Here is a 12,996-nt window from a genome sequence, read left to right as displayed (position 1 = left end):
CTGATTATAACTTAAACAAAAAATGGAATCCGAACGGGAGTGATGTATAATGTCCAACCACTTGCGAGCGGCCGTTGACCAAATGAAAGAATACTATATTCAAAAGTTGATTGAAGCCGGCATCTATCAGGCTGCTGATGAAATACTCTACACCCTCACCTTGACTGAACTGGAAACGCTTGTATCACGATTGAACCGTCCTTAGCCGCCAAGGAGGAGAATGTATGTCGTATAAACATAAAAAAGTTATTTCCATCGGGACGGTCAATGAACTGACCGGGCTTTCCCTGAGACAAATCCGTTATTATGAAGAACGAGGACTTATTTATCCGGAGCGTACCAAACGCGGAACGCGCAAATATTCATTTTCCGATGTAGAAATACTTCTACAGATTGCAGATAAACGCGAGGAAGGTGTGCAGACCTATGAAATCAGGAAGGATCTGCAGAAAACGAAAAAGGGCAAAGTGATGGAACGAATGCTGCGCGGTCAATTAAATGCGCACTTCAAGATGAACAAATAACACGGCAGGCAGTCCCGGCCCCCCCAGGTCCCGGGGCTTTTTTTCTGCACAAAAAAACCGCCCTCCTTTTATGGGCGGCTTTCCATATCAAAATATAATGGATAATGAAGGCTGCAGCGTTCATTGAACCTGTGGCTGCAGGAAGGACAGCTGGATGTATTCATATATGCTTGAATGGTCATCTCATATCCGCAGTTTCCACAGAGAACCGCCCGCTTATTCCATTGTTCCCGGGGCCACCGGGACGGCTTGTGACCGGCATGTTCTTCATGGCAGGACCAGCAGGCATAGTACGTTCCACAGCAGTGGAATTTTAAAGCAATGATATCGATATCGCTGTGGTAATGGACGCAGCGTGTCTGAGCGTCCACTTGAGTTCCTTTAACATCATGCATCGTATCCTCTCCCTCCCTTTATTTTATCACATGAAGAAATCAGATCAGGCCTCTTTATAAAAAGGATAAAGCACGAACAGAACAAGGAGAAGAAAGCCTACACTCAACACCCCATACCATTGAAAATTCTCCCATAAAGTACCCACGGCCGTACTTCCGATGGCCACTCCGAGATAGTAGCTGATCAAATAAAACCCTGACGCTCCGCTCCGGTGGTGGGTCGCTGTTTTGCTGACAAGCGCGGAAGCCATGGAGTGAGCCACAAAAAACCCCATACACAAAAGCGACAGTCCGATCAGGATGCTCCAACCTTCTCTTACAGCAGTAAGAACTGTCCCTATCAGGAAAATCACGACACCGCAGAACATAACCTTCTTCAACCCGGCCTGATCCGAGATCCTGCCTGCAGCTGGAGGGGCCAGCACACCGAAAAGATAGGCGAAGTACGTGAAGGCAATCCACTTCAAAGGCCAGTGGAACGGGTCGCCCTCAAGATAAAAGGGCAGATACGTCCAAACCGCCGTAAAAACAATCTGCATCAAGATGCCAAGAAGAAACAACACAAGCAGCGGGACACTTTTTAAATGGATCAGCATGCCCTTTAAATCCACTACAAGATTTTGTTCGGCTTTTTCAAAGAAACGCTCCTTAGGAAAAAGCCAGAGAAACAAGACGGCAGCCAGTACTCCAAAGGCCGAAAACGACCAGAGGGTCATCTGCCAGTCAAATAAGTCGGTCAAGTAACCTCCGATGACACGTCCTCCCATGCCTCCAAGAGCATTACTGGAAATATACAAGGTCATCGCAAGACCGATATGCCTGTACGACACTTCCTCGCCCAGATACCCCATGGCAGCCGCTGGGATACCAGCCAGGAAGAACCCTTGGATAAAACGGAGCGTCACCATCCATTCAAATTCCGGCATGATCGGGATGAGGATTAAACTGAGAGCTGTGAAAAGGAGAGATCCCCGCATCACAAGCGCCCGTCCGTATCGATCCGCAGCAAAACCAAGAACGAACAGACCGAAAACCATAGCCGTAACACAGGCCGACATCAGCAAACTGGATTGTGTGGCTGTAATATCCAGTTCCGATGTAAAAACCGGAAGCAGCGGCTGAAAGACATAAAGGGTTGAAAATATAGACAAGGAAGCGAGCATCAGCGCGATGGTCACGCGCCAGAAACCCGCTTCTGATGGTGTATAGGGTTGATGCTGTGCAGCAGTCGCTTCCATGACATCCACTTCTTTCTATGAGTTAAAACGTTCCGGAAAAGAGGCCAGGTCCAGATCCCATACCATTGGGAGATAGAAATAGATAGCCAGAGTAATGAGGACAACCGCCACGACATTCAGCAGAAATCCTGCTTTTGCCATATCTGGAATACGAAGATATCCTGAACCAAAAACAACAGCGTTGGGCGGTGTAGCAACGGGCAGCATAAACGCACAGCTCGCAGCCATGCCTGCAGCAATCATTAAACTGTACGGATGAACAGAAATCGCACCGGCCAGAGAAGCCATAATCGGAAACATCATCGTTGCCGTTGCTGTGTTGGACGTAATCTCTGTCAGGAAAATCACCATGGCTGTGACAATGACGATAATCACCAGTAGATTGACCCCGTCAAGCACGGTCAGCTGGGTCCCGATCCACTCCGCCAGACCAGTTTCCTGAAATCCGGACGCAATGGCAAGGCCCGCCCCGAACAAAAGGAGAATTCCCCATGGCAGCCCTTTTGCTGTATCCCAGTCAAGCAGATAGTCCCCTTTTCTATTCGACGAAGGAATGAGGAACAACAGCACAGCCGCTGTCATGGCAATCATCGTATCATTGATATCTTCGTTGATTTGAGCGAGAAAAAAGGAACGGGATATCCAGGCAGCCGCTGTAAGCGTAAAAACAGCCATGACGATTTTCTCCTCGGATGACATCGCCCCCAGCTCTTTCCTTTCCTTGTTGATCACTTTGCGTCCGCCCGGCAGCTCTTTGATTTTCATCGGGTAAGCGATCTTTACTAAGTAAAACCACGCCAAAGCGATAAAGATAACCGAAACAGGGACACCAAAGGCCATCCAGCCGGCAAAACTGATCTCAATATTGTACGTCTGCTCCACGATTCCTTTGAAAATCGTATTCGGGGGCGTTCCGATCAGCGTTGCCAGCCCACCGATGGAAGCACTATAAGCGACACCAAGCATGACGGCTTTCCCGAAGTTGAAATTACTGTGATCCACGGTTTCTCCCTGTTTTTTCAGTTGTTCAGAAGCCTGATAGATAACAGCCATACCGATCGGCACCATCATCATCGCTGTGGCAGTGTTGGAAATCCAGGCGGACAACAGACCGGTCGCAACCATAAACCCGAGTACAATCTGTTCTGTGCTGGTCCCGACCGCATTAATAATGAACAAAGCTATCCGTTTATGAAGGTTCCATTTCTGCATGGATAATGCAATAAGGAAACCGCCCATAAAAAGAAAAATCGTATTATCGCCATAAGAGGAAGCTGTCGTTCCCCCATCAAGCCCTCCTGTAATCGGGAAAAGGACGAGGGGAAGCAGCGATGTCGCCGGAATGGGTACAGCCTCGGTAATCCACCATGTCGCAATCCAAAGGGTGCTGGCAAGGACTGCCACCGCACTGGCGGACAATCCATCCGCCTCCAGAAATAACAGCGTGAGCACAAACAAAAGCGGCCCGAGTACAAGTCCGATTCTCTGTCTCCTATCAAAAGCTGGTCCAGGTTCTTCCTCGCTCGAGGCCGACGGTGCACCTGCACTTCCTGTGGAACCTGATCCCCCTGAGGCGAATGTCAGCAGCTCCTTCGCTTCTCGATGAAGCACCCACATCCGATTCCATACGTTTTTAAGTAAAGCCGTTTGACTCATGACCTTCCCCTCTCTCCCGCACATTTTTTGTCAAATATGTATGAATATTTACAAATTTTATCACAAGGTACCCTTGAATGTAAAAATAACGCTTACAAAGAAAAGAACTCCTGCCCCCATTAACTACTTCTGAGGCAGGAGCTTCCATTATTTATAAAGGAGGTAATCTTCTCTCAAATCATTGAAGTCTTCCAGGTCTTCTTCCCACTCTTCCTGGATATCTTCCACCGATCTGCCGTTTTCGACCGCTTCACGCACCCAGCCATTTCCAATCAAATAATCAAAGAAGGAAATACCTGAACTGTTCTCTGCACGGAAAGCGAAATCATCCGGATACAGATCATGAATGGTCTTTACGAGGGTCAGACCTGTTTCCACTGCTTTGTATTCATCCCGGTCGGTCACATGAATCTGCACGCCATGAGATAATTCTCCTGCATGCTTGGAAAAGGACGGGGTAAAGGAAGCGGCACGGAACATTACCCCCGGCAGATGATTGGCGTTCATGGCCTCAGCCAGCTCCGTACTGTTTATGAATGGCGCACCGATCAGCTCGAACGGCCGGGTCGTTCCCCGCCCTTCCGATACATTCGTTCCTTCGATCAACGCCGCTCCCGGATACACGTAGGCGGTGTCCACCGTCGGCATATTCGGTGATGGAGCGACAAAGGAAAGGCCTGTATCGTCATAGTCCATCTTGCGCTTCCACCCTTTCATTTCAATCACTTCCAAGTCAGCACCGATGTCATATTCTTCGTTGAAAAGCATCGCCAGCTCCCCGACTGTCATGCCGTGACGAAGCGGGATAGGGTAATTCCCTACAAACGATTGATAATCCATATCCAGCACCGGCCCCTCGACCGTGTCTCCGCTGATCGGGTTGGGACGATCCAGGACAATGAAAGGAATGTCATTTTCCTGTGCCGCTTCCATTGCATAGGCCATCGTATAAATGTACGTATAGAAGCGTGTACCTGCATCCTGGATATCAAACATCAGTACGTCAATATCTTCAAGCATCTCAGGAGTCGGCTTCCGCGTCTCCCCATATAAGCTGTACACCGGGAGACCGGTCTGTTCATCGGTATAGAATTCCACATATTCCCCGGCCTGAGCACTCCCTCTGACTCCATGCTCCGGGCCATAGAGAGCCGTCAAGTCGATATCCTCGTCCTTATGGAGCCGGTCGACAATGCTGTTCAAGTCCTTATCCACACCTGTCGGATTCGTAATCAGGCCGACTTTTTTCCCTTCAATCAGCTCTTTCTTATCATCAAGCAGGACTTCCACCCCAAGCTTCAAGGCTTTTCCATTTTTATAATGTCCTTTATGCTTCCCATTGCTTCCATTGTGATCCGCCGTTACAACAGAAAATGTCGTCCAAGTCATGATCAGCACAAGTGCCGCAGCCAGCCATTTTTTCAAATCAACCTCTCCCCTTTGTTTAAAATTCAGTAACTCATTCCTGTTCCATAGTCATACAGCACACCGTTTTCCCCTGGAATGGTCACCGGAAGTGTTCCTGAAGGATGATTATCCCCGAAAATAGTCGACGCAGTGGCTGAGAAACTCGCATCCCTGAACCCGTACTGAGCGATATAAGCGTCCACTTCCGGATAAGCCATCACATCATAAGGATTTCTGATCCCGACGCCGATGACCGGTCCTTCGGCGATCTCCAGAATTTCCTGCATCCGCTGCATCTGCGGGTGATTCTGTGATCTCGTCCAGACATTATACGTATAGGTGCCCGCAATGACATAATCCGCTTCTTGAAGAGCCGTCCGCTCTTCGGACGTAAAGGCCTCAGAATTGTGATCAATCAACGTGGTCCGGTCATGGATCTTCTTCACAGCCTCTGCTAAGGAGGAGCTGAATGAATCACCGACAACGACGATGTTATCGTCTGTCTCTGCCTGAAGCGGCAGGACTTCCTCGTTCTTCACAAGAGTGATGGATTTCTCTGCGGCTTCCTTTTCCACCTGCCTATGTTCTTCTGAACCGACGACTTCTTCGGCATGCGCTACTTGTTCCTCAAGCGCAGGCGGCTGTTCAGATTTGATGATGCCCCGTTTGATTTTCAGAGTGAGAATCCGCTCTACAGAATCCTCAATGGTTTTCATTTCGATCTCCCCTGTGTCAACAGCCTCATAAATTCCACCCGCCACTTCTTCGAGTCCTACCGGCATAAGGACGATGTCTGTTCCGGCATTAATGGCGCGGATCACCGCATCCACAGGCCCAAAATGTTCCTGAATCGCATTCATATTCAACGCATCTGTAATCACAAGGCCTTCATAGCCCATCTCCTCACGCATCAGACCCGTCAGCACTTTTTCTGACAAAGTGGCCGGCAGAGCGATTTCTTCGCCGTCCTTTTTGGAAACGACTTTCGTATCATCGATTTCCGGGAATGTGACATGAGCCGTCATGACAGCATCAATCCCGGCATCCATCACCTGTTGGAAGGGATACAATTCCACTTCCTTCAACCGTTCCTTGTCATACGGTACTTCCGGGAGACCGATATGGGAATCGACAGCCGTGTCCCCGTGCCCCGGAAAGTGCTTCGCTGTGGCGGCAACACCTGTTTCCTGAAGGCCTGACATATAAGCCTGTCCCATATCTGCCACAAGCTCGGGATTTCCGCCGAAGGACCTTACCCCGATGACCGGGTTATCCGGGTTGTTATTGACATCCATATCAGGTGCCAGGTTCATATTGATACCAAGAGCAGACAGCTCTTCCCCGATCGCCCGGCCTACATCCTGACTGATGTTTTCCGAACGTGTGGCTCCTAAAGCCATATTCCCCGGGAAATCCGTCCCGGACTGCAGACGGGTCACAATTCCGCCTTCCTGATCAATTGTGACAAGCAGTCCATATTTCTCAGCCGCCGCCTGATAGTCCGCCACAAGCTCTGTCGTCTGAGCGGTTGTTACGACATTCTCCCTGAATAAGATGACTCCGCCAAGATGATACTCCTTTACGAGATCTTCAATTTCAGGAAGCATTTTGGTAACATTCTCCCCGTTCCAATTCCGGAAGTCAGGCATCAGCATCTGACCGACTTTTTCTTTCATCGACATGTTCTCCATCGCATGGTGAACCAGGTCGTATTTCTGCCCTCTATTTTTTTGAATTTGGATTTCCGACTGTTTTTTACCACCTTTAACGTAGACGAAAATCCAATCTTTATCCCGTCCATTCGATACAGCAACCCAGGATCTACCAGGCTTCCCTGTGAAGGTCAGCTGCCCCTTGTCATCCACCTGGACCACCTTCTTATTCGAAGCTGCCCATGACAGCCCCTCTTCAACCTTTTTAAACGATCCATCCCCGTACACATGTAAGGCCGTTAAGTCGAACTGTCCATCTTTCACAGTCACATCCGCCTGTGGAACATTTTCGAGGAGCATGAGTTCCGGTCTCTCCGTTTCCTCTTCTGCCTTTACAGCCCCTTGTCCCGGGGGAAGTGCAAGACCGAGCACCAGCACAAACAAGGCACTCCACTTTCCAATTGTCTTCATCTGCCATTCCTCCTTATCCTTATTTATTTGTAAAAGGGCCACGGGTATCCGGAGCCGCTTCTGCAAAACGTTGAGATCGGAAAAAGACGGTCTATGTACAAACTTTTTGAAAGCGTTTGCAAATTGTAATAAAAGCGTAACGAATTATGATATAGTCGTCTATACCACTTTAGGCCCTGATCAGTCGCAAACTCCTGTTTTTCCCATCCCTTCCTAATGCGTCCAATGAATCATTTTGAAATGTTATGTCAAAAATGATGAAATATTTTGTAAATAAAGTACAAAGGGCACCCCTGGTGTCAGGAATGCCTTTTTCTTTACCGGCCGTACATACCGATTTCCTCTAATGCGCGATCCGTCAGCGATGTATCAACAGCTTGATCAAAATCCACATCACCACTTATGGCACCGTTCTCCTTGTACATCGCAAACTGCTTTTGAATATCTTCAACAAACATCCGGCCGTCGGGATCAAGACCCGTGACACCGACCTTCTTCCATATGGCCGGGTCTTTGAGAGCCGTATGTTTCGTCATCATTCCAATCACTTCATCCAATCCCTCCCCGTATAGGAAGGCGTCGTTATAATCACGGATCCCTTTTAAATACGCTGCCATGAACCGGACAGAAACTTCTTCTTCTTTTTCAACGAAGTCCGGTGACCCGAGAACCATAGCAATTTGAGCGTCGGGGGCATAATCGGTCGCATCTTTAAAGCGGACGTGAAGACCCTGCGCCTCGCCCTGGGTGATTAAAGGTTCGATCTGCAAGGCTGCATCGATCGACTTGCTGCCCATTGCTGCCAGCATATTCCCAAAATCGGACATCAGGACGAGCTCGACATCATCCTCTGTCAGACCGGCATGCTCAAGCATTCTTTGAAAAATGTAATCATCGACAGCATTCCTTGAAGAGACCGCAATCCGCTTCCCTTTCAAATCGGCATACTCCTGAATCTCCTTCTGCAGATCTTCGCGGATAACGAAGCTGAAATAAGAATTCCCTTCAAAGTAATGCCCTTTGTCGGCAATGATCTTTACATCAATGCCCTGGGCGATCGCGTTAAAGAAGGACGCTGTCGAGACACCACCGGCGATATCCACTTCTCCGGCGGCAAGAGCCGGAAGCATATCATCACTATTGGCAAAACTTGTAAACCGGATATCAATATTGTAATCTTCAAAATATCCTTTTTCCTTCGCAATGTAAAAGCCGGCCCCGGAAGCCGCACCATCCTCTGCAATGACGACCGTCGTTTTCTTCTCAAGCGGCTCCATATCTCCTGAAGGCGGGGGGCCTTCCCTCTGTTTCTCTTCCTCTACGGCGCCACAGCCGAACAGAAGAAAAAGGAATAATAAAAACGAAAGCAGGTGACAGACTTTTTTCACCATCATATTCCGACTCCTTTCAAATAGGGGAACGCGACTGCTGCACTTCGTTCTGCAGATGGTTCCAGACGCTGACAAAATGAGCGGCCATTTCCGGGTCAGAGCGGATCTGCTCCATCGTCCGTGGTCTTGGTGACTGGATATGGATTTCCTTAATGATCCTTCCCGGCTGCGCACTCATTAAAAGGATCCGGTCACTGAGAAGGAGGGCTTCATCAATGCTGTGGGTAATAAACAAGACCGTCTTTTTGGTTTCAGCCCAGATTGACAGCAGCTCTTCCTGCAGAATGAATTTGTTCTGCTCATCCAAGGCAGCAAAGGGTTCATCCATCAGAAGGATTTCCGGGTCATTGGCAAATGCTCTTGCAATGCTGACTCTCTGCTTCATCCCACCCGACAGTTCACGGGGATACAACTCGGAAAACTTTTCCAATCCCGTCTTTTTGAGGTAATACGCTGTGCGCTCCTTTGTCACTTCATCAGGCGTGCGTCTCATCTTCAGACCGAAGCTCACATTCCCTTCCACTGTCAGCCATGGAATAACCCCCCGTTCCTGAAAAACCATGGACTGGAGTGGGCGCCCGTCTTTCTCCCTTGTGATGGCAAACGAGCCGGCACTCGGCTTTTCCAGCTCTGCCAATATTCGGAGAAGGGTCGTTTTTCCACAGCCGCTCGGACCGAGCAGGCAGATGAATTCACCGTCCTCGATGTTCATCGATATGTTTTCCAGCGCTGTTACTTTCGCATCTTTTTTATAAAATACTTTCGTTAAATCGTTCATGACGATTTTCGTACTCATTGGATCACCTCCATGGAAGAAGCTTCACCTGCAGGCCGCGCAGCAGAACTGAGAATAGGTAACCGAAGAACGAAATCACGATCAGCCCGACATACATCTCCTTCAACAGAAATGCTTTATAGGACGTCCAAATAAGATAACCGATTCCTGAATTTGCTCCCATCATTTCAGCAGCCACAATCGTCAACAGGGCAATCGCCTGCCCCATCTGGATACCTTCGAGCATGACAGGCAGAGACCCCGGGAGGGCGATTTTGAAGAAAAACTGTCTGGACCCCGCCCCGTAATTCTTTGCTACATCCAGATAAATCCGGTCGATGTTCGTCACCCCGGCCACGGTGTTGATGACAACTGGAAAAAAGACACTGCCGGCAATCGTTACAATCTTCGAAACTTCGCCGACCCCAAACATAATAATGATGATCGGCAGCAGCGCAAGCGTAGGGATGGGCATAACAGCCATAATCAACGGAGAGAGAAAATGGCGTGCCGGTGAATACAACCCCATAAATAAACCGATCGCCACCGCCGGGATAACCCCGAGTAAAAATCCTGAAGCAATCCGAAACAGGGAAATTCCAATATGATGAAACAGCTCACCGCTCTGCCCCAGCTCCCAAAATGTGAAGAGAATGGCACTCGGGGGTGGAAAGAAACGGGCATCGATCCATCCCATCCGCGAAAAACATTCCCAGACCAGAAGCAGGAAAACCGGTGATGACACCGTCAGAGCCTGCTTCAAGCGCTGCTGACGCTGTCTCTGCTTCCATTCCTGCTGTTCCATTTGAACCGGATCATCGCGGATCTCCTTAGCGCGATGTATCATCTTTGACCACCTCAATGGATACTGTATGTGCGAAGGCCCAGATGTGTGAGTTTTCCATTTATCCCCTTGTTAAACGAGGTGCCTCGTTATACAATGGTTTTAGAATAATTTGGAAAAGGTGTGAATCTATGGACCGGGAAATCATGAAAGGCAGCATCGATATTCTCATGTTGAACTTAGTCAACCGCAGAGACATGTATGGCTATGAGATTGTCAAACACCTGAAGGAGCAGAGTGACCAGCTTTACAATATGAGCGAAGGCACCCTCTATCCCGCTCTGAAACGACTGGAACGCAAAGAATGGCTGACGTCTTATTGGTCCGAAACAACCGGAGGACGGAGGAAATACTACCGCATCACCGATGAAGGCCGCACCATCCTGCAGCAGAAGCTTCAGGAATGGAAAAGTGTCAGCGACCTTATTTCTAAGACGTCGGAGGACCTGGCATGAAAAGAATTGAAAAGCATGTCGATCACATATTGAAGGAAATGCAGAGCACGAAAGAAGAACGGGAGGAAATCCGTGAAGAATTGACCACTCACCTTACGAGCGCCAAACAAAAGTATATCGATGAGGGTGAAAATGAAAAAAGAGCGGAGAAACTGGCCATCAAGGATTTTGGGGATGCCGGCATGATCGGGGGCGGTATCCAGGAAAGTCTGTACCCTTTCCAACGAGGACTGCTTTACTTGATCGGGTCCGGTACCATCCTGCTTGGTATCTTCATTCACCTTACAGCGACGTTCTCGTTCGGGGACCCCTGGCCTGGATGGCTTGCCATCCAGCTGTCACTCGGAATGCTCGTCGTTTTGACTGCCATCAACATAGCCTGGACCGGCCGGCATTATTGGTCCGTCAATGTGATTGTGTTCCTGACAATGTTATGGAATGCGTTCAACTATATGGTCGTACCCCCGTTTTATCAGCTGCAGGTCATCTTCATGAGCTTTTTCATAACCCTTCTTGTCCTCTTCTGCCTTGTTTTTATCGTACGGAATTCGTATAACGCTACTACGAGTCCTTCTGCTGATAAAAAAGAGCGGACAGTGACAACAATCAGCCACACCGTCAACCTTATCTATGGAGTGATGATCTCCGGGGCCGGTTTGTTCACCACATGGGGAGCGCTTGTTTTCGGCGGCATGAATGCCAGGGTCTTCCTCCCTTTGACAGCTGTAGCAGCCTGGCTGGCTTTCTACAAATATCAAATGAACATTATTGGAAGAAAGCCTGTCACAGCCATTTTTACCGGTCTATTGTTCTGCGCTCTGCTTGCAGGCCTGCCACTTACAATATTGAGTTGGATATAAAGGAGGATCTTTATGATTGATCTGCTTATTACGCTGGCCTGGTCGGTCTTTTTCTTATTCCTTATCATTGCAGGGTCGTTGGTGTGGATGAAAAAAAGAAAGGCTCTGCTTCTAACCACACAAGCCTTGACAGGGTACGGAGCTTTCATCCTTCTGGTTGGTTTACTGTTTCATTTAATCATAGGCATTTACGGAGTGATCTTCCTTCTATCCGGAGCCGTTTCGCACGTTTTATCGAAAGACTATGCTAAAGGAAGGTGAAGCTGTTGTCGCTGGTAAAGAAGAACATCCTGTTCATTAGCAGTATGGCCGTGTTGTTCGGCTTGTTGTACTGGACCGGGACATTCGCTGATTCTTCCGGCGGTCCGACCGGTCTTGGAGAAGCCCCTGATCTTTCCCATGATGATGAATCCATCGTCTTCACCTACCATCAGGACGGACACGGGAGTCTGTATACCGTTTCTTCCAGCGGTGGTGAAGCCGAGCGGTTGACGGAACCAGAGAAGGGAAAAGACGATACGCGTCCCGTTTTCGCTTCAGACGGGAAAGTCGCCTTTATCCGTCAATGGGAAGGCGATGTCCACCACCATCAACAGTTGATGCTGTGGGAGGAAGGGAAAACCACTCCTCTGCTTGATGAGGAAACGTACGTATCAGATATGAGTTTCTCTCCGGACGGCACCCAGTTATACCTTTTGAAAAATGAAGAATATAAGGACGTCTATGATGATGGCCGCACCCAGCCGACGGAATTCGATGTCTATAAACTGGCCATCGAATCCGGAGAAATGGAAGAGGTCACCGACTTGAATTCGGTCTCCATCAATTCTCTGCAGGTCATCAGCGAAGAGGAGCTGCTTTATAAACTGGATTATGAAAAACATGCCATCGAGCGCCTTCAATTCGCATCGGGAGAAACGACGACGATGTGGCCGGAATCCCTGTCCTATTCGAAAGCCCAGGAACCCGTCGTCAGCGGTCCGCGCTTATCCCCTGATGGGAACACGGTCGCCTTTTCCGATGTGGCCTCCACAAATGAAAAAGGCACCTTCGAATATGAAATCTTCACGATGACTCCCAATGGGGAAAACATCAAGCAGATTACAAAAAGCTCCGTTCAGGCAGGGCATCCCCTGTTTTTCCGTTCGTCTGACCAGATTCTCTACACGATCGACCGGAACTTCGCAGGACGCGAACCCCAACGGGAATACTGGACCGTCGACACAGATGGAACAGACCGAAGACAGCTGAACATCACCATTCCATCTTCCGAGCAATAAAAAAAGCCCCGGAACCGGGGATCTATTAATCAGAAATGCCGATTACCA

Annotated in this window: 14 protein-coding genes; 6 read left to right on the top strand and 8 right to left on the bottom strand. The window is 48.9% G+C overall.

Annotation, left to right across the window (positions count from 1 at the left end; translation table 11 throughout):
• The first annotated feature begins 49 nt into the window (after nucleotides 1–49).
• Complete coding sequence (gene fbpA, locus ACXAGL_RS11105) at nucleotides 50–205, top strand: Fur-regulated basic protein FbpA (protein ID WP_474967506.1); 156 nt, start codon at nucleotides 50–52, stop codon at nucleotides 203–205.
• A 19-nt stretch (nucleotides 206–224) separates the two neighbouring features.
• Nucleotides 225–524 (top strand): MerR family transcriptional regulator, encoded by a 300-nt coding sequence (locus tag ACXAGL_RS11100; protein ID WP_027956249.1) that lies wholly within the window; start codon nucleotides 225–227, stop codon nucleotides 522–524.
• Between the two features lie 68 nt (nucleotides 525–592).
• Here ACXAGL_RS11100 and ACXAGL_RS11095 read toward each other — a convergent pair whose 3' ends face one another.
• The 8 genes from ACXAGL_RS11095 to ACXAGL_RS11060 all read right to left on the bottom strand — a co-directional run bounded on the left by ACXAGL_RS11095 (nucleotide 593) and on the right by ACXAGL_RS11060 (nucleotide 10,356).
• A complete protein-coding gene (locus ACXAGL_RS11095; RefSeq protein WP_474967505.1) occupies nucleotides 593–919 on the bottom strand; it encodes a CHY zinc finger protein in 327 nt (108 codons plus the stop codon).
• Nucleotides 920–963: 44 nt separating this feature from the next.
• The gene (locus ACXAGL_RS11090; RefSeq protein ID WP_474967504.1) at nucleotides 964–2,157 is read right to left on the bottom strand and encodes an MFS transporter; all 1,194 of its coding nucleotides are present in this window, start codon (nucleotides 2,155–2,157) and stop codon (nucleotides 964–966) included.
• 15 nt (nucleotides 2,158–2,172) lie between these two features.
• The gene (locus tag ACXAGL_RS11085; protein ID WP_474991194.1) at nucleotides 2,173–3,813 is read right to left on the bottom strand and encodes an SLC13 family permease; all 1,641 of its coding nucleotides are present in this window, start codon (nucleotides 3,811–3,813) and stop codon (nucleotides 2,173–2,175) included.
• Between the two features lie 147 nt (nucleotides 3,814–3,960).
• On the bottom strand, nucleotides 3,961–5,238 hold the full coding sequence (locus ACXAGL_RS11080) for an exo-beta-N-acetylmuramidase NamZ family protein (protein ID WP_474967502.1): 1,278 nt from the start codon (nucleotides 5,236–5,238) through the stop codon (nucleotides 3,961–3,963).
• A gap of 26 nt (nucleotides 5,239–5,264) precedes the next feature.
• On the bottom strand, nucleotides 5,265–7,343 hold the full coding sequence (locus ACXAGL_RS11075) for a glycoside hydrolase family 3 protein (RefSeq protein WP_474991193.1): 2,079 nt from the start codon (nucleotides 7,341–7,343) through the stop codon (nucleotides 5,265–5,267).
• Nucleotides 7,344–7,660: 317 nt separating this feature from the next.
• The gene (locus ACXAGL_RS11070) at nucleotides 7,661–8,734 is read right to left on the bottom strand and encodes an ABC transporter substrate-binding protein (RefSeq protein WP_474972326.1); all 1,074 of its coding nucleotides are present in this window, start codon (nucleotides 8,732–8,734) and stop codon (nucleotides 7,661–7,663) included.
• Between the two features lie 16 nt (nucleotides 8,735–8,750).
• Complete coding sequence (locus tag ACXAGL_RS11065) at nucleotides 8,751–9,530, bottom strand: ABC transporter ATP-binding protein (protein WP_474967500.1); 780 nt, start codon at nucleotides 9,528–9,530, stop codon at nucleotides 8,751–8,753.
• A gap of 4 nt (nucleotides 9,531–9,534) precedes the next feature.
• Nucleotides 9,535–10,356, bottom strand: coding sequence for an ABC transporter permease (locus tag ACXAGL_RS11060; RefSeq protein WP_474967499.1), 822 nt, complete (start codon nucleotides 10,354–10,356; stop codon nucleotides 9,535–9,537).
• A gap of 128 nt (nucleotides 10,357–10,484) precedes the next feature.
• On the opposite strand from ACXAGL_RS11060, the gene ACXAGL_RS11055 reads away from it, so the two are divergent.
• From ACXAGL_RS11055 to ACXAGL_RS11040, 4 genes are read left to right on the top strand one after another with little or no spacing between them, the layout of a single operon-like run.
• On the top strand, nucleotides 10,485–10,808 hold the full coding sequence (locus tag ACXAGL_RS11055; protein ID WP_474967498.1) for a PadR family transcriptional regulator: 324 nt from the start codon (nucleotides 10,485–10,487) through the stop codon (nucleotides 10,806–10,808).
• A complete protein-coding gene (locus ACXAGL_RS11050; protein WP_474991192.1) occupies nucleotides 10,805–11,668 on the top strand; it encodes a permease prefix domain 1-containing protein in 864 nt (287 codons plus the stop codon). The genes ACXAGL_RS11055 and ACXAGL_RS11050 overlap by 4 nt, the downstream gene beginning before the upstream one ends.
• A 12-nt stretch (nucleotides 11,669–11,680) precedes the next feature.
• The gene (locus ACXAGL_RS11045) at nucleotides 11,681–11,929 is read left to right on the top strand and encodes a hypothetical protein (protein WP_474967496.1); all 249 of its coding nucleotides are present in this window, start codon (nucleotides 11,681–11,683) and stop codon (nucleotides 11,927–11,929) included.
• A gap of 5 nt (nucleotides 11,930–11,934) precedes the next feature.
• Nucleotides 11,935–12,948 carry a hypothetical protein gene (locus tag ACXAGL_RS11040; RefSeq protein ID WP_474991191.1) on the top strand — a complete coding sequence of 338 codons (1,014 nt, stop codon included), beginning with the start codon at nucleotides 11,935–11,937 and terminating at the stop codon, nucleotides 12,946–12,948.
• Nucleotides 12,949–12,996: the final 48 nt, after the last annotated feature.

This window comes from Halobacillus sp. ABA4_118 (genome assembly GCF_056160205.1).
The sequence above is the reverse complement of the archived record's forward strand: the minus strand, read 5'-3'. Positions and strand labels throughout refer to the sequence as shown.

What these genes read in the sequence shown, in the direction of transcription:
- fbpA (WP_474967506.1), top strand. Translation starts at nt 50, where the DNA reads ATGTCCAACCACTTGCGAGCGGCCGTTGACCAAATGAAAGAATACTAT.
- ACXAGL_RS11100 (WP_027956249.1), top strand. Translation starts at nt 225, where the DNA reads ATGTCGTATAAACATAAAAAAGTTATTTCCATCGGGACGGTCAATGAA.
- ACXAGL_RS11095 (WP_474967505.1), bottom strand. Translation starts at nt 919, where the DNA reads ATGCATGATGTTAAAGGAACTCAAGTGGACGCTCAGACACGCTGCGTC.
- ACXAGL_RS11090 (WP_474967504.1), bottom strand. Translation starts at nt 2,157, where the DNA reads ATGGAAGCGACTGCTGCACAGCATCAACCCTATACACCATCAGAAGCG.
- ACXAGL_RS11085 (WP_474991194.1), bottom strand. Translation starts at nt 3,813, where the DNA reads ATGAGTCAAACGGCTTTACTTAAAAACGTATGGAATCGGATGTGGGTG.
- ACXAGL_RS11075 (WP_474991193.1), bottom strand. Translation starts at nt 7,343, where the DNA reads ATGAAGACAATTGGAAAGTGGAGTGCCTTGTTTGTGCTGGTGCTCGGT.
- ACXAGL_RS11070 (WP_474972326.1), bottom strand. Translation starts at nt 8,734, where the DNA reads ATGGTGAAAAAAGTCTGTCACCTGCTTTCGTTTTTATTATTCCTTTTT.
- ACXAGL_RS11065 (WP_474967500.1), bottom strand. Translation starts at nt 9,530, where the DNA reads ATGAGTACGAAAATCGTCATGAACGATTTAACGAAAGTATTTTATAAA.
- ACXAGL_RS11060 (WP_474967499.1), bottom strand. Translation starts at nt 10,356, where the DNA reads ATGATACATCGCGCTAAGGAGATCCGCGATGATCCGGTTCAAATGGAA.
- ACXAGL_RS11055 (WP_474967498.1), top strand. Translation starts at nt 10,485, where the DNA reads ATGGACCGGGAAATCATGAAAGGCAGCATCGATATTCTCATGTTGAAC.
- ACXAGL_RS11050 (WP_474991192.1), top strand. Translation starts at nt 10,805, where the DNA reads ATGAAAAGAATTGAAAAGCATGTCGATCACATATTGAAGGAAATGCAG.
- ACXAGL_RS11045 (WP_474967496.1), top strand. Translation starts at nt 11,681, where the DNA reads ATGATTGATCTGCTTATTACGCTGGCCTGGTCGGTCTTTTTCTTATTC.